This is a genomic window from Flavobacterium sp. ov086 (assembly GCF_900187965.1).
Classification (GTDB): Bacteria; Bacteroidota; Bacteroidia; order Flavobacteriales; family Flavobacteriaceae; genus Flavobacterium.
In genome coordinates, this window is record NZ_FZNL01000005.1 from 267,122 (window position 1) to 291,183 (window position 24,062).

A 24,062-nucleotide genomic window follows, 5' to 3' on the forward strand; every position below is an offset into this window, starting at 1 on the left:
ATGTCTATTAAAGAATTTGTTCAAAAATTTTATAAGTCGGATGCCTTAATTGATAGCGAAATCATGAAAACTTACTTGCATCCGGAGGTAAAGTTAGATTGGAATAGTACTAAAGGATTGATCGAAATGGATTATAATTCGATGTTAGATATGGCAAATGAGCTAAGTCGTGCTTATGTGCGTTCTAAAGTCAGAATTAGCCATATTCTTGCTGAAGAAGACTTAGTTTCAATTCGTTATTCTCATTTTGTGAAAACGATTGAAAACCCAAGAGAAGAGATGTTATTGGCCCATTTTTCTACAATTTGGCAAATAAAAGACGATAAATTATATCGCGGTTATCAAATGAGTCAATTTTCTTGATTTTTTTGAAGACAAAAAGGTTAAAATACGTTACAAAACCTTACTTTTGCATCACAATTTTAAAAACTACATAAAATATATATCATGAGTGTTTTAGTTAATAAAGATTCCAAAATAATTGTTCAAGGATTTACAGGAAGCGAAGGAACTTTCCACGCTTCTCAAATGATTGAGTACGGTACTAATGTTGTTGGTGGTGTTACGCCTGGAAAAGGTGGAACTAGCCATTTAGATCGTCCGGTTTTTAACACAGTAAAAGATGCTGTTGATCAAGCTGGAGCTGATACATCTATTATTTTTGTACCGCCAGCTTTTGCTGCTGATGCAATTATGGAAGCTGCTGACGCTGGAATTAAAGTAATTATTGCTATTACAGAAGGAATTCCTGTAGCAGATATGATTAAAGCAAATAATTATGTTAAAGAAAGAAATTCTAGATTAATCGGACCAAACTGTCCAGGAGTTATTACTCCGGGTGAAGCTAAAGTTGGTATTATGCCAGGTTTCGTTTTCAAAAAAGGAACAGTTGGAATCGTTTCTAAATCAGGAACTTTAACTTACGAAGCTGCTGACCAAGTTGTAAAACAAGGTTTAGGAATCACTACAGCTATTGGTATTGGTGGAGATCCAATTATTGGAACTACAACTAAAGAAGCTGTTGAATTATTAATGAACGACCCAGAAACTGAAATCATCATTATGATTGGTGAAATTGGTGGTCAACTTGAAGCTGATGCTGCAAGATGGGTAAGAGCTGATGGTAACCGTAAACCAGTTGTTGGTTTTATCGCTGGAGAAACTGCTCCTGCCGGTAGAACAATGGGTCACGCAGGCGCTATTGTTGGTGGTTCTGATGATACTGCTGCTGCTAAAAAACAAATTATGAGAGACAACGGAATTCATGTTGTTGATTCACCAGCTGAAATTGGTAAAAAAGTAAAAGAAGTACTTGGATAATCTCCGGTATTCAAAATAAAAAATTCCAAAAAAAGTCTCAATATTTTGTTGAGACTTTTTTACATTTTTAAAATGATTGGAATTTAATTTAAAAACTTAGCAACTTAGAACCTCAGTTTCTTAGAAGCTTAAAATGAGAAATATGTACAAAGAATTAGAAAAGTTTAAAGTAAGCAATAGTTTTACTTTTACAATCGAGGATAGTTTAGAACAAGCTTGTAATGCTCCGGAATCTGGCGCAGGAGTTTTTGTAGTTTATGCTGTTGAAGGTGGTGCAAAAGAATTAATCATGGTGGGTTCTACAGGAACCGTTCAGAATGATGGAGCTTTGAAAAGCAAAAATGGCGGTTTATACGATAAAATCGTAAACGGACACCAATTTGCTAAAACTGGTAGAAAATATTCTTGGCCAGCACAAATGAAATTAGAAAACATCGATGCTCTTGAAGTAGTTTGGTATGAAACTTTTAATGCTGACGTAAAAGGAATCCCTACTACTGTTGAAGGACAAGTTTTGCAAAATTTCTTAGATGAAAATGCAAGATTACCAAGATGGAATGTAGCTTTCTAAGTTTTTTTAACTAGAAAACATCAAAAAGCCTTACTTACTAGTAAGGCTTTTTTTTATATTCGGATTTTTTTTTATTTAACGACTAATTTTATAATGTAAGTTTCTTTTACAAATGAGATATGTTAATATAAATGAATTGTTAAAAAAAGAAAATAAAAATGGTGGTAGTAAAATCTTACAATTAAATTGTTTTTTAAAATAGTATTATTATTTTAATTTGCCTTAAGTTCTAGTTAAATCAAGCATAAAGCAACAGTTTTCTTATATTAGGAAACTGCTTCCTTTGTGTAAAAAAATTGGTTTTAAATATTTGCTTTTATATATTTATCGCACAAAACCAAAAGATAATGTTAAAAAAACATATTCTTTGTATTAAATCAAAGAGTTTGTTTTAAGAATATCAGCCACTATAACCATGAAAACCTCAACCTTTGAATTTACCGCTTTTGACGATATTACCCTTTGGACTAACCTAAGAGAGGGAGACGAAAAATCATTCTCGATGTTGTTTGAAAGATATTATGCCGATTTGGTGAGTTATGGCAATTCACTTTCTCCCTATCATGAAAAAGTACAGGATTGTATTCAGGATGTTTTTACAGATATATGGGTGTATCGCAATTCATTACAGCGTTCTGTGGTTGTAAAGGCTTATTTGTTATCAAGTGTACGCAAGAGAATTGCAAGATTGCATGAACGTGATCATATTTTCCGCAAAGCAACAAACACAGATTCTATTGCATTTTTACTGGAGTTCTCTGTGGGGCATGAGCTTATAGATGATGACTATGCTACCAAAGAAAAAGTTACTTATCTGAATAAATTATTAAATGATTTACCACCTCGCCAGAAAGAAGCTTTGTATTTAAAATATCATCAGGGACTTAGTGTGGAACAAATTGCTGAAATGCTCGATGTAAATTACCAATCGGCCAGTAATTTGCTGTATCGCGGTTTGCTGGTGCTTCGTAAAGAATGGAAAGGTACTTTTTCATTATTTCTACTACTATCTTCAAGTAGTTTTTAATTTTATTTCAAAAAATAAAAAAAAAATCACAATTTGGTGAGTATACAATCAAAGAAGTGTCCTCTATGTTTTTGTAACCTTATTTTTAGATGCAAAAACGTAATACATATACCGAAATAGAAGATTTTTTATCTGACGAATCATTCCAGTCGTGGATTTTATTAAAAATTGACAATGATGGTTGGGAGGAGTGGACTTTAGAAAGTCGTCAACGTGCAAAATTAGTCGAAGAAGCACGACACTTATTGTTGGCGATGCATGTTACGGATTCAGAATTATCAACTTCGGATATTCGCAGAGCGTTAGAAGCGACTTGGTCGAAAATCGAAGAGAAAGAAAATCAAAACCATTTACCTGAAAACTCAAACATTAGATTTCTTAGAAAATGTTTTCTTAACGGAGTTGCAGCAACTTTAATTTTTGGACTAATATCCGTTTGGTTCTACAAAAACTATTTCCAAACAGAAAATAAAGTTGTTACCTACAAAGAACTTATTGATGAAAATAGTGAAGGATTAGTGGAGCAGACTAATAATTCAGACAAACCGCAAATTATTACATTATCTGATGGTAGTTCGGTTTTATTACAGCCAAATAGTAAATTAAGTTATCCTAAAATCTTTACCGGAAACGAAAGAAAGGTGTATTTATCCGGCGAAGGTTTCTTTGAAATTAGTAAAAATCCTAAAAAACCTTTTTACGTTTATGCAAACGAGATTGTCACAAAGGTTGTTGGAACTAGTTTTAGGGTCAAAGCTTATTCTGATCAACCTGATGTTGAAGTTCTTGTCCGCACCGGTAAAGTTAAGGTTAAGTCTAATGAAATGATTTCAAAATCAGATCACGAAGAAATAGTTTTACTTCCTAATCAGGCATTACGATTTGTACGTAATGATCTAAAATTCAATAAAATTACAAATATCACTCAAGATGCTGAACTTGTTCAAAGTGTTGGAAATATCGAACAACTAAGCTTTGAGTTTAGTGATATCCCTGTTTCGCAGATTTTTGAAACAATAGAACAGGCTTATCTGGTAGATATTGATTATCCAAAAGACAAATTAAAAGATTGCCATCTTACCACTTCACTGAGTGACCAGCCTTTGCCGGAAAAATTAAAAATTGTTTGTAGAAGCATTGGCAACAATACCAGTTTTGAAATGAACGGAAATCAAATTATTATAACATCAGAAGGATGTAATTAATGCTTTTGTATAACTGTAATTATACAAAAGAAGATCGCATTAAGTGATTTAATATTTTAGATAAATTCTTTCTTTTTTTTATAAGAATGTAATTTATTTCTTTTGAAACAAACCAAAACCAAAGTATAAACCAAAACTAAGAAAAACCAAAAAAGCCTATGTAAAAGATAATGCATAAAAAAAAGTGCCGAAATGCTGTAACATTTTCGACACTTATAAAATTGAATTTCTCTCTGTAAAGAGTCATTCAGTACGTTTCTTAAAATACACTCGAATCAGTATTAATCAAAACAAACCAAAATTATGAAAAAACCAGTTGTTAAACAACGATTACTCCATCGAATCATGAAAATAACACTATTTCAGTTTGTCCTTGCACTTGTGTTTTCAAGTGTTGCAATGGCAAACGATGTAAATGGGCAAAAAAAGTTAGATACCAAAGTCACAATTACAGTTGAAAATTTGACATTGGATAATGCATTATCTAAAATTGAAAAGTCTGCGCATGTAAAATTTTCTTATAACTCCAGATTACCACAATTAAACCAAAAAGTGAGTATTGAGGCTAATCAGGAAACATTGGCAAGTATTCTAAACAGAGTATTGCTTCCGTTTAATATCACATTTGCAGAAGTTAGTAATCAGATTATTTTGCAAAAGAATGTTGTAAATCCGTTTGCAAATACAGATAATCACGATTCATTATTAGAAATATTAACTGCGGGTCCAATTATAAAAGGAAAAGTGACAGATTCAGGAGGAAATCCTTTACCTGGTGCAACAGTATTGGCAAAAGGAAGCAAAATGGCCGTGCTTACTGACTTTGATGGTAATTTTACTATCGAAATGCCTGCGAATAGTGATAAAATTATCATTTCTTATGTAGGTATGGAGACAAAAGAAATTGGTATAACTAATATTACACCAACAATTGTTTTAAATGAATTGGGGCAAAACCTAAAAGAAGTTGTAGTGACTACAGGTTACGAAAAAACATCTAAAAGAACCTTTACAGGAGCTATCAGTAAAATTTCGGGAACGGAATTAAAAGTTGACGGTGTAGTTGATGTCAGCAGAATGATTGAAGGAAAAGCAGCAGGGGTAACAGTTCAAAACGTTACAGGAACATTTGGTACAGCACCAAAAATTACTGTTCGTGGATCCTCATCAATCTTTGGAGATACAAAACCTTTATGGGTTATTGATGGTGTTGTTCAGGAAGATATTATTAATATTTCATTTTCTGATTTGGCCTCAGGAAACTCTGAAACTTTGCTAAGTTCATCTGTAGCAGGTTTAAATGCTAATGATATTCAAAGTGTAGAAATCTTAAAAGATGCATCGGCAACTTCTATTTATGGTTCAAGATCATTAAACGGAGTTGTAGTTGTAACGACAAAACAAGGTCGTAGAGATTCACCTTTAAAAGTGAGTTATTCAGTAGAGAATACGGTAAGAACTGTTCCTAATTATTCGCAATATGATATTTTAAACTCTCAGGAATCAATGAGTATTTTAAAAGAGTTGGAAGGATATAGCGGAGATGGAAAAGGGTTTCTTGAAATAGCTTCCTCACTAAACGGAAGATTTGGTGGAGTTTATAATATTCTTGCAAAACAAATTGATACTTACAATAAAACAGGTGGTCAGTTTGGAGTTAGAAATGATGAAGTTAGCCGTAATCAATTTTTAAAGAAATATGAATTAGGCAATACAGATTGGTTTAGTGTTTTATTTAGACCTTCAATCACACAAAATCACTCTTTGAGTTTTTCTGGTGGAGGAAAAAACAACACATTTTATGCTTCTCTAGGATATTATACAGATCCGGGATGGACAATTGCAGATAACGTAAAACAATTGACATCTAATATAAAAGGAACTTTTTTTATAAATGATAAATTAAATATTACTTTATCTACAATGGGTTCGGTACGTAATCAAATGGCACCGGGAAGTTATGAAAGTAAATCAGATCCAGTTTACGGAAGCGTAAACAGAGAATTTGATATCAACCCTTTTAAGTATGTTTTAAACACAAGCAGAACTTTAAGACCTTACGATGAAAATGGAAATTTAGAGTATTACAGAAATAACTGGGCTCCAATGAATATTATTAACGAGCTTAGTAATAATACATTGGATATTAAAGTAAATGATATTCGTTTTCAATTGGATTTAGAATATAAAATTAATCCACATTTAACTTATAATCTTACAGGTTCAGCCAGATATGCTAATACTTCGAGAGAGCATAAAATTTATGAAGATTCGAATGTGGCTGCCGCTTATAAGGCGGGTACAGCTTTGAGCGTAGAAGGAGAAAATTCAATCGTTCAGGAGGCTAATATATTTTTATACCGTGATCCGGATAATTTAACGGCACCAAAAATATCTGTACTTCCAAATGGAGGGTTTTTAAGAAAATTTACAAATGACATGACTTCTTACAACATTAGAAATAGTGTTAATTATAGAAATACATTAAATGAAAAACACGAATTAGAAGGATTCTTTGGTACTGAACTTAGATCAGTAGACAGAAACAGTGATAATTTTACTGCAGTAGGACTTCAATTTGACCGTGGACTTACACCATTTATCGATCCTAGATTAATTTCTAAAATAGTAAATGACGGAGATTCTTATTATGGTTTTGATGCTGAAAGAGAAAGAACAGTTGGTTTCTTCGGAAAAGTAGGATATACTTATGATCGTCGTTATACAGCGTCTCTTACAGGTCGTTATGACGGATCAAACAGACAAGGAAACAGCGGTTCTAACAGATGGCTGCCAACTTATACAGTAAGTGGAAAATGGAATATCACGGAAGAAAATTTCATGAGAAATTCTAAAGCTATAAACAATTTAGCATTAAGAGCATCTTATGGACTTACAGCTACTGCCGGACCAGCTACCAATTCATTGGCGATTTACAAAAGTTTTATTACGGATAGACTTTTTCTTGGAAACAGAGAATCTGCAATATCTATTGATGAATTACAAAACGGTGATTTAACTTGGGAAAAACAATACGAAACTAACATTGGTTTAGATTTAGGAATGTTTAACAACAGAGTACAATTTGTAACGGATGTCTATACTCGTAATGCCTTTGATTTAGTTGATTTTGTGACAACATCAGGTGTTGGAGGAGAAAGTATCAAGCAAGGTAATAATGCCGATATGAGAACTAAAGGTCTTGAAGTAGGTTTTACAACTCAGAATATTGTAGGCAAAGATTTTAGATGGTCTACTACGCTTAATTTCTCTGTTTATGATCAAAAAATTACAAAATTACAAAACAAACCATCTGCATTTAGTTTAGTAAACGGAAACGGCGGAAACGCATTAGGAACTCCTAGAAACTCTATTTATTCGTATGACTTTACAGGATTAAATAATCAGGGATTACCAACTTTTAAATTACAGGATGGTGCAGAGAACAATATGACTGATGCAGATTTTCAAGATACAAATGATGTAACTAAATACCTGAAATATGAAGGTTCTATTGAGCCAAATAAATCTATAGGTTTAGCGAATACTTTTACTTACAAAAATTGGTCATTATATGTATTTATTGTTGGTTCAGGGGGAAATAAAGTTCGTTTGAATCCTGTTTATGATAGCGTTTATGATGATTTGACAGTGTTTACAAAAGATTTTACCAATCGTTGGATAAATCCTGGAGATGAAAATATTACAAATGTTCCTGTGATTGCTGACAAAAGATTGATAGAAAATAATGGAGGAGAACGTACACTTGCAAAAGCATACAACACCTATAATTATTCTGATGTTAGAATTGCTGATGGTGATTTCGTGAGATTAAAAAATATCTCATTAGGTTGGGAATTCCCTAAAGATTTCAAGAGAAAATTAGGAGTAAGCACCTTTACATTAAAAGGATCAGCAGTAAACCCTTGGTTAATTTATTCTGATAAAAGACTTAACGGTCAGGATCCGGAATTCCGTAATACAGGAGGTGTAGCTTTTCCAATTACATCACAATACACATTTGCCATAAACCTTTCATTTTAATATAATTGATTATGAAAAATATAAAAATAGCTTTATCACTATTGATACTTGTTAGTGTTAGTAGTTGCGATGATTTCCTTTCAGAAACACCGGATAACAGGTTACAAATTGATACACCCGAAAAAATTTCAGAATTATTGGCAGCTGCATATCCAGACGGTACATATATCGAGCTTGCAGAAACTATGACAGACAACGTATCTGATAATAAAAGCTCTCTGGTAAACATTAATAATGCACAAAGTTATAATTGGGATTTACAAGATGATCAAACAGGTAGAGATACTCAGGGATTTTACTGGAATGCTGCTTATAAGGCAATTGCGACCGCAAATCAGGCATTGGCATCTATAAAAGAGCTTGGAGCTGCCCCTAGTCTTAACCCTCAAAAAGGAGAAGCATTATTAGCCAGAGCATACTCTCATTTTATGTTGGTTTCGTTATGGTCAAATCGTTATAATCCTGCTACAGCTGGTACAGATTTAGGGATTCCTTATGTAACAGAACCGGAAACAGTTTTGATTGCGAAATACAAACGTAATTCAGTAAAAGAAGTTTTTGACTTTATACAAGCAGATATTGAAGAAGGGTTGAAATATGTAACGAATGAGTACAGAACTGATTATTTAAAATATCACTTTAATAAAGAGGCTGCAAAAGCTTTTGCGGCACGTTTTTATACTGTAAAAGGAGACTGGAAACGAGTATTGGAACTTACTGACGGATTAGGAAACAAACCCGTAGGAAAACTTAGAGATTGGACAGCATACAACGGTTATGATTTTCCAAATAAACCAATTGAATATGCAAAAAATACACAGGTTACAAACTTGTTAATTGGATCTCCAAGTTCAATTTGTGGTAGAGCAACAAGAAATAACAGATTTGCTTTTACAAGAGCAAATGAGAGAGACCAGATACTTGGCAGCGACACCAATATTTTTAATAAAGACTGGTTAATTGATATTTCAATACAAGGGGCAAGTGGAGCAAATGTTGCAGTATACAAGTTTAATGAGTATTTCAAATATACCAATGTAACAGCACAAATTGGTCTTCCATATACTGGAGTTGTACTTTTTTCTAACGATGAAATGTTCTTAAACCGTATTGAAGCACATGTTATGACAAATCAATTGGATGTTGCCACTTCAGAGTTGGAATATTTTTTAGGAACCAGAACAGATGGACATGACGCTTCGGATGTATTGACAAAAGATATGGTATATGATAAATATCCGGTTATTGCGGATGAATATACTCCGTTTTATTCTCTTACTCCGGAACAAACATCTTTTATTAAAGCAATTACAGAAGCCAGAAGAAGAGAGTTTTTACATGAAGGACTAAGATGGTTTGATATCAAGAGATTTAATCTGGTAATAAAACATGATACTTATAATCAACAAGGACAAATTTCTAAGAGTAATATTTTGGTTAAAGATGACAAGCGTCGTGCTGTGCAAATACCTCTAAATGCGTCTAATAATGGAATTGAACTAAATCCGAGATAATTTTAATTTGAAACATTATGAAATTAATTAAACAATATAAAAATATAATATTTGCTGTCGGAATTTTGACACTTGTATCCTGTTCTCATGAAGATCAGCCAAAGGAGAGTTTCTTGAATTTTACTCCAAAAGTAAAGACTGATTTGGACAGATGGATTGACAAAAACTATATAGATCCTTATAATATTAGTGTGCAATATGAGTGGAATCAAAATGTAGTTGAAGGCAATAGATTTTTATATCCGCCAGCAATTGACAAAGTGCAGCCAGCATTAGAAATAATCAAAAAAATATGGATCGACAGTTATACAACAATAGGAGGGAAGGATTTTGTTAAAATCATTGCACCAAGAGATTTTGTTCTGGTAGGCGGAGTAAACGTAAATCCTGATGATGTTTCAAATACTTTAGGTCTTGCCGAAGGAGGAAAGAGAATTTCTCTTTTTCAGGTTGATTATGTGGATAAAAAAGATCGCGAAAGTGTAACAGAATTTATCCATACAATTCAGCATGAATACGTGCATATTTTAAATCAGACTAAAACATTTGATGTAGAAGCCTGGGCAAAAATAACACCAAAAGATTATAGCTCAGACCCATTTAGTATTACAGATAGGCAGGCGCATGAACTTGGTTTTATAAGTGCTTATGCAAGATCAAATTATACAGAAGATTTTGCAGAAACAGCAGCAATAATTTTGCTAAACTCAGAAGTAGAGTACGAGGCATTACTTGCAAGTATCACAAATCCTGCTGCAGTTGAAGCCTTAAAGAAAAAAGAAGCACTAGTAGTACAATACTATAGAGATGCCTTTAATATAGATTTTTATGCGCTAAGAGATGAAGCTCAAAAGAATACCACAGATGTTCTAAATGATTAAAAATTTAACAAAAGATAAATTATGAAAACTAAAAATATATTGAAGTATTTGTTGCTCATTATTTTGATGTTGCAAGTAAATAGTTGTGTCAGCACAGATGCGGAACAAAAATTTGATGATACACCTACAGAGCGTTTAAACAAGCGAAAAAAGGAATTAAATGATCTATTACTTTCTGCCGAAAATGGCTGGAAGGCAGTTTATTATACAGATGATAATCAATTGGGAGGATTTACACATTTATTTAAATTTTTGCCTGACGGAAAAGTAGACATGGCTTCTGATTTTGACGATGATACAGAGAAGCATAATAGTCAGTATGAAATTCAATTAGGAAGTACTGTGAGTGTAGTTTTTACGACAAAAAATAAAATTCATTTATTGTCAGACTCTGGTAATTCACCTCTTGCCGCAGGAAAAGGATTCTTAGGAGATTTTCAGTTCTTATTTTATGGTGTAGAAAATGGAGACCTTGTTTTCAAAACTAATAGAACCGTAAAGGAAGTTCGTTTTGTAAAAGCAACAGCTCAAGACTGGGTTGATTTAAAAGGAAACACTATCACGAACAAAAACATGACAGGTGATATTAATAGTCCATTATTTAGAACACTTGAGACTACTGATGGAACAACAGTTAAAAAATACGAGCTTGATTATAATTCCGTAGTTAGATTTGGAACAGCGACTCCTTTAGAAGATGGAAACGCTGAAACTCTTAAATTGGCAGTTGCCTATACACCAACAGGAATAACTGTAAAGCCGGCAATTACCGTAGGAAGTCAAAAGTTAACAGATTTTGTTTATAACGCTACAGATAAATCTTTTGTGGCAACAGGAACAAGTGGTGCAAAAGCTACTATTCAATTTACAAATGCACCTCCTAGATTAACAGATGATTATAAACTATTTTTAGAAGGGGGAGGGCAAATTACAATAGGATATATAGCTGCAAATTTATCTAAAGCCGCGACCAACTCAGCTTACGCTAAATCAATATTAGATAAGGTAAATGCTACTTTGCCCGCAAATCAAAAAATTGCGAGAGTTCAGATAGCTTTCAATGATCCTTTGAATGGTAATTATATCGCATATACATTTACTGGAGGAAAACCATCGATATATCATTTTTTCACCACTACTGAGGATGCCGTAAATAAGACCATTATTTTAACTGATGACGGCTGGATAGGGACTCCGGCAGCAAGAGCGTTTTTGAAAATTTTAGATGATGAAATTACAAATCCTAAAGGATTATACCTTAAAAAAGAATCGTTTACCATTTTCTATACAAATGTTATTTACACTTATACAAGTGCAGCCACTCCGTTTAGATTGACGAATTACAAATTTTAATAGCTTAGTTTTTTAGTTTTGTTCTTGATTTTGGATAAAAAGCGGCTCAAATCGAGCCGCTTTTTTAAAGAATAGAATTAATGTCAAGAATTTAATTAATATGTTTTTTGGTCTTTAGTTATAAATTTTAATGAATGCATTTAGTATTACGTCTGAAACTCAACAGACATAAAAATGATTGAGAATACAAATATTAAACAACCTGATTATTATGTTAGAAAAAATTTTAAATCTTAAAGGAGTTGAAGTACTTAGTATTAATGAACAAAAAAATGTAATTGGCGGGACTGTCATATGTACAATTCCCTGGACTCCACTTCCTTATTATGGGCCATGTATTATGGAGGGACCAATAAGACCAGTTGAGCCAATATGTAAAGCAACAATTGATGGTATAGAGTGCCTTTAATAAAATTATTTCTTTTAGAACCGTTTCATATCCGTGAAACGGTTTTTTTTTGTTCTTTTTAGCCTTAAAGAAGCGTTCTTCTTCATAAATTATACTATTGTTATTTTTTTAAAAAGGGAATTATCATATATTTGACGAGTCATTCATAGCCCTGATAGTAGCGGTATCCTTTTTATCTGCTTTTTTGCAGATGAAAAGATACAAGCGGATAGCAGGAATAGCTACAAATAAATATTAACATAGATTTTGAATATGAAATTACTAGAAGGAAAAGTTGCCATCATTACGGGCGCTAGTCGTGGAATTGGAAGAGGAATTGCTGAAGTTTTTGCTAAACATGGTGCAAACGTTGCTTTTACATACAGCTCGTCTGTAGCTTCTGCAGAAGCGTTAGAAGCTGAATTGAACAGTTTAGGGGTTAAAGCAAAAGGATACCAGTCGAATGCGGCCGATTTTAATGAAGCGCAAACTTTTGTTGATGCTGTTTTGGCTGATTTTGGAACAGTTGATATTTTGATTAACAACGCCGGAATTACAAAAGACAACTTATTAATGCGTATGTCTGAGGCTGATTTTGATCAAGTTATTGATGTGAATTTAAAGTCAGTATTTAATATGACAAAAGCAATTCAAAAAACTTTCTTAAAACAACGTGCAGGTTCAATTATCAATATTAGCTCAGTAGTAGGAGTATCAGGAAACGCTGGACAAACTAACTATGCTGCGTCAAAAGCAGGTGCAATTGGTTTTACGAAATCAGTAGCATTAGAGTTGGGATCACGTAATATTCGTTGTAATGCAATCGCTCCGGGATTTATTGAAACCGAAATGACAGCAAAATTACCAGAAGATGTAGTAAAAGGATGGAGAGACGGAATTCCGTTAAAACGTGGAGGAACAGTAGAAGATGTAGCAAATGCTTGTCTTTTCCTTGCTTCAGACATGAGCGCATACGTGACAGGACAAGTCCTTAATGTTTGCGGAGGAATGTTAACATAAGGAACTATCCCGAAGCTTCGGGACTGAGTTACAAAGGTTCAAAGGTTTTATTTTGAGATCTTTGAAGTATTAAATATTCCAATCATTAAATCACAAATATGACTACAAACACGATTCTATTATTATTACTATCATTAGTAATAGCGGGTGGTTTGTCGTATTTTCAATATTTTTTTAAAGCCAAAAACAAATCCAATGTGATTTGGTTTTTGGCTTTTTTACGTTTTTTAGCCATTTTTGGATTATTACTTTTATTGATAAACCCAATAATGACTAAAAATTCACTTGAGATCACTAAAACGCCACTAGCAATTGCGGTTGACAACTCAAGTTCTATTTCTGTTTTAAAATCAGACAAAAAAGTTACCGAATTATATCAGAAATTAATTTCGAATCCTGCCCTTAAAGAGAAATTTGAAATTCAATCGTATCAGTTTGATGCAGATTTTAAACCCTCAGATAAATTTGATTTTAAAGGAAAACAAACCAATCTGGACGAAGTTGCTAAGAATCTAAAAAGCATCAATAAAAACCTGATTTTCCCAACGGTTATAATTACTGACGGAAATCAAACTACAGGAAACGATTATGTATATCGTTTTGATCCTGTTAATAAAGTTTATCCTTTGGTTGTGGGAGATACAACCACGTTTCTGGATTTAAAAATCAATCAGTTAAACGTAAATAAATACGCTTTTCATAAAAATAAATTTCCTGTTGAAGTTTTTCTTCAATATTCCGGAGACAAAACCACAAATGCCAATTTCACAATTTCGCAAGGAAGTACAATTGTAGCCAGAGAAAAAGTTTCTTTTTCGCCTTCTAAAAAAACAGCCACTTTAGATTTGCTTTTACCCGCAGACAAAGTTGGATTACAAGTTTATAAAGCCAGCATTTCATCTGGTGCGAAAGAGAAAAATAGCTATAATAACATCAAGAATTTTGCAGTAGAAGTAATAGATCAAAAGTCGACAATTGCGATCGTTTCGTCTATAAATCATCCGGATATAGCAGCGTTAAAACGCTCGATAGAAGTTAATGCACAACGTAAAGTGATTTTGGTTAAACCAAATGATATTAGTCAGTTGCAAGATGTTTCGGTTTTAGTTTTATATCAGCCAACAACAGCATTTAAAGCAATTTTTGACAACAATAAATTAGCAGCAACAAACACTTTTATTATCACAGGAAACAACACTGATTTTAATTTTCTTAACCAACAACAAAATAGTTTAATATTTAAAATGAGCGGGCAGAGAGAAGATTATTTATCTGAATTTCAATCGCAGTTTAATTTGTTTGCGATAGATAATATAGGTTTTGAAAATTTCCCGCCATTGCAAAATTTATTCGGGACCGTTACCACAAAAGGGAATGTATCGGTTTTACTTTCGTCAAAAATTAGAAACGTTTCTACAAATGCTCCTTTATTGGCTTTTGCCGAAAATCAAGGAAAAAGAACCGCTTTTCTTTTAGGAGAAAACACTTGGAAATGGCGTTTGCAAAGTCATATCGACAATCAGTCTTTTGAAAAATATGATGTTTTTGTAGATAAAGTAATTCAATATTTAGCTTCGACTACTTCAAAGAAATCTTTGGTTGTAACACACGAAATCTTTTATAATTCGGGAGAAGCAATTGTAATCAATGCGCAATACTTCAATAAAAATTATGAGTTTGATGAAAAAGCCAGACTGACAATCACAGTTACAAATGCTGAAACGAAACAAGCCAAAAACTACGATTTATTAAAAGGAAATAATTCTTTCTCAGTAAACCTGGACGGTTTATCAACCGGAAAATACAATTTTACCGTTAAGGAATTAAATACGAACACATCATATTCAAGTCATTTTGAGATTTTGGATTTTGATATCGAAAAGCAATTTGTAAATCCTGATGTTACGAAACTGAAACAACTGGCACTTCAAACAAACGGAAAAGCATTTTTTGAAGATCAAGCCGATAATTTGATCAACACACTTCTTGAAAATAAAGAATACAAATCGATAGAGAAAAATATTTCGACCAAAACGCCGTTAATTGATTGGGTTTGGTTGCTGATTTTAATCGCTTTATTACTGACAACAGAGTGGTTTGTTAGAAAATATAATGGATTGCTTTAGAAAAAGGTGCAAAGGTCCAGAGTTTTACTTCACTTCAAACATAATTAAAAATATATGCCTAATTCATTCAAAAGCAATAGTAAAGAAGATGTTGTTTTTAATACGTTTAAAACACAACTTGAAAGCAAAGGCTTAACTATTGATTCTATTGATAAAGATGGATTTATTCTTATAAACGTAGAAGAATCTGAATTAAAAGTAAGTTTAGATAATGTTAGACGTAATTACGAAAGAGATAATGATGAAAGTTATATCACAGATTTAGTTAATACAATTGTCTCACATTCAGAAAAAAAAGAAGATTGGGAGAATATAAAAGATAAAATATACGTTCAATTTTTTCCTAATGATTTTGAGTTTGAAAACCTCGTACATGAAAAGGTGACAAATGAATTTAGTAAAGTTTTTATGGTAAATACTAATAATAACTTTTCATTTATTTCTCATGATGATTTAACAGACTGGAACTTAGACTTAGAAGAACTAAAAAATCAAGTTGATTTAAATTTAGATGCTTTTTCAGATAAAGTAAAGATTGAGATTGAAGATATTGAGAATCATAAACTTGGAATGATTGATATTGATGAAGTTTGGCTAAAAAGTGCTTGTCTCTTTTCATCAAAAATTAAGGATTTAGTTCAAAATAATATTGGTTTCCCATTTTATGCTGTTATTCCTGTGAGAGACTTTTGTTATATTTTTGGAGAACAAGATTTTGGGTATTTTTCTGAACGTTTGGGTTCTGTCGTAGTTGAAGAATACGAGAAATCAGGATATCCAATTACAACTGAAATTTTGAAATTCTCAGAAAATGGAATTGAAGCAATGGGAAAATATTAAATAATATATGGATTTCAGGCTAAAAGTATTCTACACCGTTGCGTTGCGCTTAAACTTTACTAAAGCGGCAACAGAACTATATATCTCGCAGCCAGCGGTTTCTAAACACATTCAGGAACTGGAAGAAACTTATAAAACCAAGCTTTTTGAGCGAAATGGTTCTAAAATTGCTTTAACTCCGGCAGGAGAAATTCTTTTAAGACATACTAAGAATATTTTCGAAATCTACCGTGAAATCGACTTTGATATGAGTTCGTTTATGAATGAACGTCAGGGTTTATTGCGATTAGGAGCCAGTACAACAATTGCGCAATATCTTATTTCGCCAGTTTTGGCGCGTTTTCATCAAAAGCAAAAAGATATAAAAGTCAATTTGCTGAACGGAAATACAGAGCAAATCGAAAACGCCTTAATTAATAAAGAAATCGAAATTGGAATTGTAGAAGGACAATCTAAAAATCAGTCCATTAAATATATTCCGTTCTTGAAAGACGAATTGGTTTTGGTTTGTAATACTAAGAATCCTTTAGTGAAGAAAAATGAAATTTCATTGGAAGATTTAAAAACAATGAAATTCATAACTCGAGAGCGAGGTTCCGGAACACTTGAAGTTATAGAATTTGCTTTGAAACAAATTGGTTTTAGAATAACCGATTTACAAATCGAAATGCAGTTAGGAAGTACAGAAAGCATAAAATCATATTTATTAAACTCTGATTGTTTTGCTTTTATGTCAATACATGCGGTAGATAAAGAACTTAAAAATAATGAACTTATGGTTTTGGATGTAGAAAATTTATCAGTTGAAAGGTATTTTTACATCATAACTTTACTTGGTAAATCAGATTCATTATCAGAACTTTTTATTCAGAATATCTCTTCTTATTATAACTTAGAGTTATAGTCGATTGCAATTTACGATTAGTGATTATGATATAAACGACAGACCTTTGTAAAAGAAATATCAAATCAATTATTTTGAAAACGAATCAACATACAACATCACATTTATTTGAAGTTAATCTTTATATACAACAAGCAATTTTTGTTCTAATAATTGCATTATGCCTATTTTCGATTATTTCTCCACCAATTGCATTATTATTAGGAGTTATAATGGTGAACATTTTCGGGAATCCGTTTGTAGAATTCAATAATAAAGCGATTACTTATCTATTACAGTTTTCAGTAGTTGGCTTAGGTTTCGGAATGAATGCTACAAGTGCACTTTCTGCCGGAAAAGAAGGTTTTTTACTGACCATATTTTCAATTTTTAGTACTTTAATATTAGGTACATTCCTGGGAAAATGGCTTAGAACTGATAAAAAAACTTCGCAGTTAATCTCTTGCGGAACAGCAATTTGTGGAGGAAGCGCCATCGCAGCTATTTCTCCGGTAATTAAATCAAATGAGAATCAAACTTCAATTGCTTTGGGCGTAATCTTTATCCTGAATTCGATTGCATTATTCGTTTTCCCGTTCATCGGGCATCAGCTTAATCTGTCTCAACAAGATTTTGGCTTATGGTGCGCCATTGCAATTCACGACACAAGTTCTGTAGTAGGCGCTGCGAATAAATACGGAGCCGAAGCCTTGCAAATTGCCACAACTGTAAAATTAGCAAGAGCTTTATGGATTATACCAATCTCGCTTTTGACTGCGATAATTTTTAATAAGCAATCCCGAAACGTCGGGACAAAAATTAAGATTCCGTATTTTATTGGATTGTTTATTCTGGCAATGCTCTTTAATACTTATGTACCAGAAACCGCTATTGTAGCACCACATATTGTGGGTTTTGCTAAAATTGGTTTGACAATTACGCTGTTTTTAATTGGTGCTACTTTAAATATAAACACTTTAAAATCAGTAGGAGTGAAGCCTTTACTTCAAGGTGTTTTATTGTGGGTGTTTATTGCTTGTTTAGGTTTAGCTTCAATATTATACTTTCATTAAAAAGGAAATTGAATTATTTTACATTCGAAAACTTGACAATCGGTTTATCAGTCATTTTGTATAATTTTCCTTTGAACGAAAAATGCTTTTCAATCTCAAAATTAAATTGTTTTTTTGTTTTGGCCATTGCAGCTATTTCCTGAGGTAGATTTACTTCAAATTCGTCATTTGCTTGTGCAGCTTTATCAAAAGAACCTTTTGTTTTAATGATAATATCCCTAAAATGTTTTTTAGTATTGTCATTGACAACGGTATAAGAACCGGACCATTCTACACTTGCAACATTGGTAAGTTGGTAATCATAGACCTCCATAATAGGTTGGTATTTGCCTTCAAATCCGGCAACAAGATACAGAATACCTTCAAAAGGACCACCGGCACCGCCATTCACATGCAATAATGTAAAAGCATATTGATCTTCTCCAATCTCAATAAGTTTTGGAGAAGGGGCTTGTGCAAATGAACCAAAAGCAGCAACTGCAGGTTGAAAAGATCTCATTATCCAACTCTTGTCATTCTTTGCAAACTTAGCAACACCAACAAGACCACCGGAGAATCTGCTGGTTTGCAAACCATCTTCGTCATAATCAGAATGATTGAAAAATAGCAGTTTGAATTGATTGTTTTTAGAATCTTTATAATCGATATTACCCAATATTCTTGTGGCAACCCCTCTAGTATAAGGAAACATTTGATCGCCTTCGACACCATTTACGTCATTGTACGCAACAGGTTTGCAACTTTTGCAATTCCAGCTTATAAAAGTATTATGGTCTGATAAGTTGTATAGTTTTCCGGGAAATAATTTCTGCATTGTTTTTATAGCATTCAATGGATCTGGTACTTGCAGTGTTCTTTTAGTGTTTAAAATAGTATCACTAATATTTTTTAGTTGCACAATATCTTGTGCTGTACAAATTGAAGAAAAAATAAGAGAAAAAAGTATTGCTTTAGCTAAATTCATTAAAACAGAGAATAATATTAAGACTCAAATTTACATAGTTTTTTCAATGTATACTTTTTATGAGGTTTATATTTTTTTGAAATCGTTAAATTATTTTGAAAATGGTTTTAAGATGATTTTGTTAGAATTATAATCATTGTTCTGAGTTCTAAAGAAAGTTTTCTATTATCATTAATTTATATTTTTAACAGTTAGATTGTATTTGTTTTATTTTTAAATAGTTATAATGAATATTTTGTATTACAGTTTGATAAAATACAATCAGTTTTATCTTACTGAAAACTAAATATTTGCAATGAATATTTTTTAGGGCCTTAAAATCTTCGTTAACTTTTTAAAAACTATCTTATGAAAAAACCACATTTTATGAAACAAATTTTCAAACTAATTCCTGTTTTATTTTTAACTTTAAGTATTTCACTTTTTGTTAGTTGCGACAGATCCGATACAGAACAAAGAACTCCTGAAGCAAAACTTGTAACTGCTGTAACAACAACTTCTAATTTAACTTCAAAGACCGCATCAAGTTTTGGAGACATCGGAAATGGAGTAAATCTGCAGCCTTCTTATTACAACGGAGGAAATTGTGACTTAGGCTGGAACTTAATGAAACAAAATACTAAAATCAAAACCGTTAGAATTGAAGTAGAGCCGGGACAGGAAACCAATGCTAAAAGATGGATTTCTGAAGCAAAGGCAAACGGATTTACGGTAATTGTTTCCTATCATAAATCGAGTGTATTAGGTTCAGACAGTACTGCCGAATTGAATGCAGCAGCGACTTGGTGGAAAAATAATTACAGCAGCTTAGGAGGTAATTTTATTATTAATCTAACCAACGAATGGGGAAGCCATAATATTACTCCCGCTGCATTTGCTGCTGCTTATAACATGGCAATTACTGAAGTTAGAAAAGTGTATAGCGGTACAATTATTATTGACATTCCGGGTTGGGGACAAGAAACTGCTACGGCTGCTTGTGCGGTAAAAGGCTGCTCTGCCGGACAAACAAAAATTAATGATACTAAAATTATTCTGTCAGCGCATATTTATCCCGGAGCTTATAATCAGGCAAAAGGACGTTATATGAATACTTCTGATATTGACGATTTGGCTTCATCCGGCAGACCTTGTATGATTGGTGAATTTGGAAACAGTGGAGGATCTGGCGCAGATTGGTCCGGAATTGTTGATTATGCTAAGAATAAAGGATGGACTATTTTAGGCTGGGCATGGAATGGTGATGGCGGTTCTATGAATATGATAACGCCCCAATTTCAGGCTTACACAAGCGGAAGCCCTAAAACATATACTACATCTTCTTATTTTAGTATTGTTTACAATAAATTGTAATTAATAGTTTTTTCAGTCACAATGCTATAAATGAAGTATCTGTGGCTGAAAAATTCTCATTTTGCTTGTAGCTTTGTTTAATTTAATTAAAATAACACAATATTTGTTAGTATTCTTTTGAATTATCTTTAAATGAGATTAAATTTGCCCCTCAAACAAAATTACAAATGAAAAACTTTAAAATGAAACCAAAACTAATCGCTTTTTTTGCTTTAGGACTTGGATTTTTGACATTATCATGGGGAATCGTTGGACATGAACGTATTAACAAAGCTGCAGTTATGGCTTTGCCTCAATCGATACAAGTATTTTTTTACAATCATATTGATTTTATTACTCAGGAAGCCTCTGTGCCGGATATTCGTAAATATGCTTTGAATTATAAAGACGAAAATCCAAGACACTATTTTGATATGGAAAATTTTGGAACTAAAGATAGCTTTCCAAAAACTTTAGAAGAAGCAAAGAAAAAATACGATGCTAAATTTTTGAACGATAACGGAATCTTGCCTTGGTATATCGAAGATATGATGGCAAAATTAACCAAGGCTTTTAAAGAAAAAAACAGAGCTGAAATCTTGTTCCTTGCAGCAGATTTAGGACATTATATTGGTGATGCGCATATGCCATTGCACACGTCTGCAAATCACGACGGACAATTGAGCGACCAAAAAGGAATTCATTCACTTTGGGAAAGCAGATTACCAGAATTGTTTGCTAAAAACTATAGATTAAACGTACCTCAGGCAGTTTATTATGAAGATGTTCATAAAGCAACCTGGGATATGATCAATGATACACATAGTTTAGCTGCGTCTTTATTGGCGATAGATAAAAAATTGAGAACATCAACTCCTGAAAGCAAGGTCTTTGTTGTTGATGCAGAAGGAAAAGTCGTTAAAACTAAATACAATACAGCTAAATTCTCTGATGAGTATGCTGCTAAATTGAACAAGGACTTAAACGGAATGGTTGAAAGCCAGATGAAAAAAGCAATTGCAGCAACAGCAAGTTTTTGGTATACTGCATGGGTAAATGCAGGAAAACCAGATCTAAGCAAATTAGATTCGTATGAGCTTACACAACGTAATAATCAAGCTTTGAAAGATGATCAAAAATTATTTCAACAAGGATATTTATTCGGAATGCAGAATCAGAATGACTAAGGAAAGTTTTTTTAGTTTCAGGTTTCAGGTTTCAAGTTGAAATGTGATTAATGAAATTAATAATTCCATCTAAATAAAAGAGCCTCAAATTCATTGAATTTGAGGCTCTTTTATTTTTTACAGAATCTTACCATTTCAACGAAGGAGAAAACACAAACAAGAGTTAAAATCGGTGGAAACTTGTTTAAATCCGCACATCATCGCGCCATGATAATTTATTCTATTTCTGGTATTTCTTTTCCTTCAACATATCCGAAGCGGTTTGATAAAAAGAGATCGTTTCATTTACCAAATCAGTTTTTTCTGTTTTCATCGGAATTTCGTTGTAATCAATTTGAAATTCAGGAGCAATACCGGGTTTTGTATCGATTTTAAGGTCAAATTGTTTTACTTGTTGCTTAGGAGATAAAACCGTCAAAACATTATCTTTTATTAAGCCTAAATCCTGATAAGTTGCAATAAAAGCTCTCGGTTTATAATCTGGTTTTAAAACATCCTGACCAAAGAATTTACTTTCATAGCTAAAATTCAGTAATCCAAAAAGTGTTGGCATAATATCTATTTGCGACATTAGCTGATTGTATTTTACAGGTTTTGCACCGGGTGTATAAATGAAACCGGGAATTCTGTATTTATCCAACGGAAGTTCTGTTTTTCCAGCACTTGAAGCACAATGATCAGCAACAATTACAAATACGGTATTCTTGAACCAAGGCTGCTTGCTCGCCATTTCAAAGAATTTTCTCAAGGAATAATCAGTATATTTTACTCCACCATCACGAGATTTTATATCACCCGGAATATCAATTTTATTGTTAGGATATGTAAAAGGTCTGTGATTACTTACGGTCATTATGTGATTAAAGAAAGGTTTATTTTCCTTTGCTTCAGCATTCATAATCTTAATCGCTTTGTTGTACATGTCTTCATCACAAACTCCCCAAACATTAGAAAATGTAATTTCCTCAGGAGAAAAGCTTGATTTATCTACAATTTGGTAACCATTTCCAGAATAAAAATCCTGCATATTGTCAAAAAAAGCATCTCCTCCATACATGTATTTTACATTGTATCCTTTTTGTTTGAAAATTGCTCCAGTCGAGAATTTATTCTTATTGTCTTCTCTTTTTACAACACTTTCCCCAGCAGTTGGAGGTAAACATAAAGTTACAGCTTCAAGTCCACGAACCGTTCTGTTTCCTGCCGCATATAAATTAGTAAACAGTAAGCTTTTTTGCGCTAAACTATCCAGAAAAGGAGTGATATTTTGCTCGTTTCCGTACATTTTCATGAATTCGGCACTATAACTTTCGATTGTAATTAAAACAACGTTTTTGTGGTTTTCAAGAGAATCACTAGTTATAGTACGTTTAGTGTCTTGTCCTGAAATGGTAGGAAACTGCTGTTTTAAAAGTGTAAAAGCTTTTTCGTTAGGAAGTGTTTTATAAAATTTAAAATAGTCTAGTTTGTTATTCTGGAAAGCCAGATAGAATTTGTAAATTCCATTAGCCTGTAATTCGTTAACGAAAACATTTTTAGAGTTTTCTGTTTTTGCCAAAGTAGGAATCACAACTAATGAAATAGCAAACAGGCAAAGATAAACCAAACTAATTTTTAGTTTTTCGCCAATAGAAGGAATATTGTCTATATAGTTTCTGGATCTTTTTAAAATAAAATAAGTAAAAATTCCAGTTATAATAAATAATGCTGAAAATATTGGAATTACAGGATATGATTGCATAATATTTCCAATAACCTCATTGGTGTAAATCAAATAATTTACGGCAATGAAATTGTATTTAACACCAAATTCATTCCAAAAGAAATATTCGCTCAATCCGTTTTGTAGAATCAATAAAACATATAAAAAGATTACAAAAGCAAATAACCAATATCTTATTTTGTCTTTTAGTTTAGGAAGAAAAAGTAAAAGAGCAAAAAACGCCATTTTAATTCCGATAAAAATTAGAATTATTCTCGGTAAAGCGCCACCATATTCATCAAAAACACTTTTTCCAGATGCAACATAGATAAACAATGCTACAAAAACTCCAAGAATGATATATCCGGAAGGCTTATTATATTTAGAATTTGAAATGAATATTAAGTAAAGCCATAAAAAAACACTTGCAATAACAAAAACAAAGAAGTCTGAGACAAGTCCTAAAACAAAGATTTTCAAACTCTCAAGAATAGTAAAAGAACTTTGTGTTATTGGGTGAAAAAATAAAACAATTCGTAATACAAAGCTTACGGCAAAATAAAATAGAGCAAGATTGTAAAATGGGGAAAGTTTCTTGTAAAAATTCATGAAGCTAATTTTTTTGGCAAAAT

18 protein-coding genes are annotated in these 24,062 nt (G+C 32.5%); 16 read left to right on the forward strand and 2 right to left on the reverse strand.

Features of this window, described 5'->3' with window-relative positions; translation table 11 throughout:
- The 14 genes from CHB81_RS08350 to CHB81_RS08420 all read left to right on the forward strand — a co-directional run bounded on the left by CHB81_RS08350 (position 1) and on the right by CHB81_RS08420 (position 18,245).
- Entirely contained in the window at positions 1–363 is a 363-nt protein-coding gene (locus tag CHB81_RS08350) for a hypothetical protein (RefSeq protein WP_089351424.1), read from the forward strand.
- A gap of 84 nt (positions 364–447) precedes the next feature.
- Positions 448–1,320, forward strand: coding sequence for a succinate--CoA ligase subunit alpha (gene sucD, locus CHB81_RS08355; RefSeq protein WP_089351425.1), 873 nt, complete (start codon positions 448–450; stop codon positions 1,318–1,320).
- A 142-nt stretch (positions 1,321–1,462) separates the two neighbouring features.
- Entirely contained in the window at positions 1,463–1,891 is a 429-nt protein-coding gene (locus tag CHB81_RS08360; protein ID WP_089351480.1) for a hypothetical protein, read from the forward strand.
- A 415-nt stretch (positions 1,892–2,306) separates the two neighbouring features.
- A complete protein-coding gene (locus CHB81_RS08365) occupies positions 2,307–2,918 on the forward strand; it encodes an RNA polymerase sigma factor (protein WP_089351426.1) in 612 nt (203 codons plus the stop codon).
- 89 nt (positions 2,919–3,007) lie between these two features.
- Positions 3,008–4,123, forward strand: coding sequence for a FecR family protein (locus CHB81_RS08370; protein ID WP_089351427.1), 1,116 nt, complete (start codon positions 3,008–3,010; stop codon positions 4,121–4,123).
- Between the two features lie 303 nt (positions 4,124–4,426).
- Positions 4,427–8,167: a SusC/RagA family TonB-linked outer membrane protein gene (locus CHB81_RS08375; RefSeq protein WP_089351428.1), complete on the forward strand. Its 3,741-nt coding sequence runs from the start codon at positions 4,427–4,429 to the stop codon at positions 8,165–8,167.
- A gap of 11 nt (positions 8,168–8,178) precedes the next feature.
- Entirely contained in the window at positions 8,179–9,681 is a 1,503-nt protein-coding gene (locus tag CHB81_RS08380) for a RagB/SusD family nutrient uptake outer membrane protein (RefSeq protein ID WP_089351429.1), read from the forward strand.
- Between the two features lie 17 nt (positions 9,682–9,698).
- Positions 9,699–10,562, forward strand: coding sequence for a substrate import-associated zinc metallohydrolase lipoprotein (locus CHB81_RS08385; protein WP_089351430.1), 864 nt, complete (start codon positions 9,699–9,701; stop codon positions 10,560–10,562).
- Positions 10,563–10,583: 21 nt separating this feature from the next.
- Positions 10,584–11,915 carry a DUF4302 domain-containing protein gene (locus CHB81_RS08390; protein WP_089351431.1) on the forward strand — a complete coding sequence of 444 codons (1,332 nt, stop codon included), beginning with the start codon at positions 10,584–10,586 and terminating at the stop codon, positions 11,913–11,915.
- 661 nt (positions 11,916–12,576) lie between these two features.
- Entirely contained in the window at positions 12,577–13,323 is a 747-nt protein-coding gene (fabG, locus tag CHB81_RS08400; RefSeq protein ID WP_089351433.1) for a 3-oxoacyl-[acyl-carrier-protein] reductase, read from the forward strand.
- A 98-nt stretch (positions 13,324–13,421) separates the two neighbouring features.
- Positions 13,422–15,449 carry a hypothetical protein gene (locus CHB81_RS08405; RefSeq protein WP_089351434.1) on the forward strand — a complete coding sequence of 676 codons (2,028 nt, stop codon included), beginning with the start codon at positions 13,422–13,424 and terminating at the stop codon, positions 15,447–15,449.
- Between the two features lie 54 nt (positions 15,450–15,503).
- On the forward strand, positions 15,504–16,289 hold the full coding sequence (locus CHB81_RS08410; protein ID WP_089351435.1) for a hypothetical protein: 786 nt from the start codon (positions 15,504–15,506) through the stop codon (positions 16,287–16,289).
- Between the two features lie 7 nt (positions 16,290–16,296).
- On the forward strand, positions 16,297–17,193 hold the full coding sequence (locus tag CHB81_RS08415; protein WP_089351436.1) for a LysR family transcriptional regulator: 897 nt from the start codon (positions 16,297–16,299) through the stop codon (positions 17,191–17,193).
- Between the two features lie 74 nt (positions 17,194–17,267).
- Positions 17,268–18,245 (forward strand): YeiH family protein, encoded by a 978-nt coding sequence (locus CHB81_RS08420; protein ID WP_089351437.1) that lies wholly within the window; start codon positions 17,268–17,270, stop codon positions 18,243–18,245.
- A 13-nt stretch (positions 18,246–18,258) separates the two neighbouring features.
- Here CHB81_RS08420 and CHB81_RS08425 read toward each other — a convergent pair whose 3' ends face one another.
- On the reverse strand, positions 18,259–19,059 hold the full coding sequence (locus CHB81_RS08425) for a hypothetical protein (RefSeq protein WP_254921021.1): 801 nt from the start codon (positions 19,057–19,059) through the stop codon (positions 18,259–18,261).
- Positions 19,060–19,557: 498 nt separating this feature from the next.
- On the opposite strand from CHB81_RS08425, the gene CHB81_RS08430 reads away from it, so the two are divergent.
- Together CHB81_RS08430 and CHB81_RS08435 are read left to right on the forward strand one after the other, a co-directional pair.
- Entirely contained in the window at positions 19,558–20,562 is a 1,005-nt protein-coding gene (locus tag CHB81_RS08430) for a glycoside hydrolase (RefSeq protein ID WP_089351439.1), read from the forward strand.
- A gap of 167 nt (positions 20,563–20,729) precedes the next feature.
- Entirely contained in the window at positions 20,730–21,728 is a 999-nt protein-coding gene (locus CHB81_RS08435) for a zinc dependent phospholipase C family protein (RefSeq protein ID WP_089351440.1), read from the forward strand.
- A gap of 220 nt (positions 21,729–21,948) precedes the next feature.
- On the opposite strand, the gene CHB81_RS08440 is transcribed toward CHB81_RS08435, so the two are convergent.
- The gene (locus tag CHB81_RS08440; RefSeq protein ID WP_089351441.1) at positions 21,949–24,039 is read right to left on the reverse strand and encodes an LTA synthase family protein; all 2,091 of its coding nucleotides are present in this window, start codon (positions 24,037–24,039) and stop codon (positions 21,949–21,951) included.
- Between the last annotated feature and the right edge of the window lie 23 nt (positions 24,040–24,062).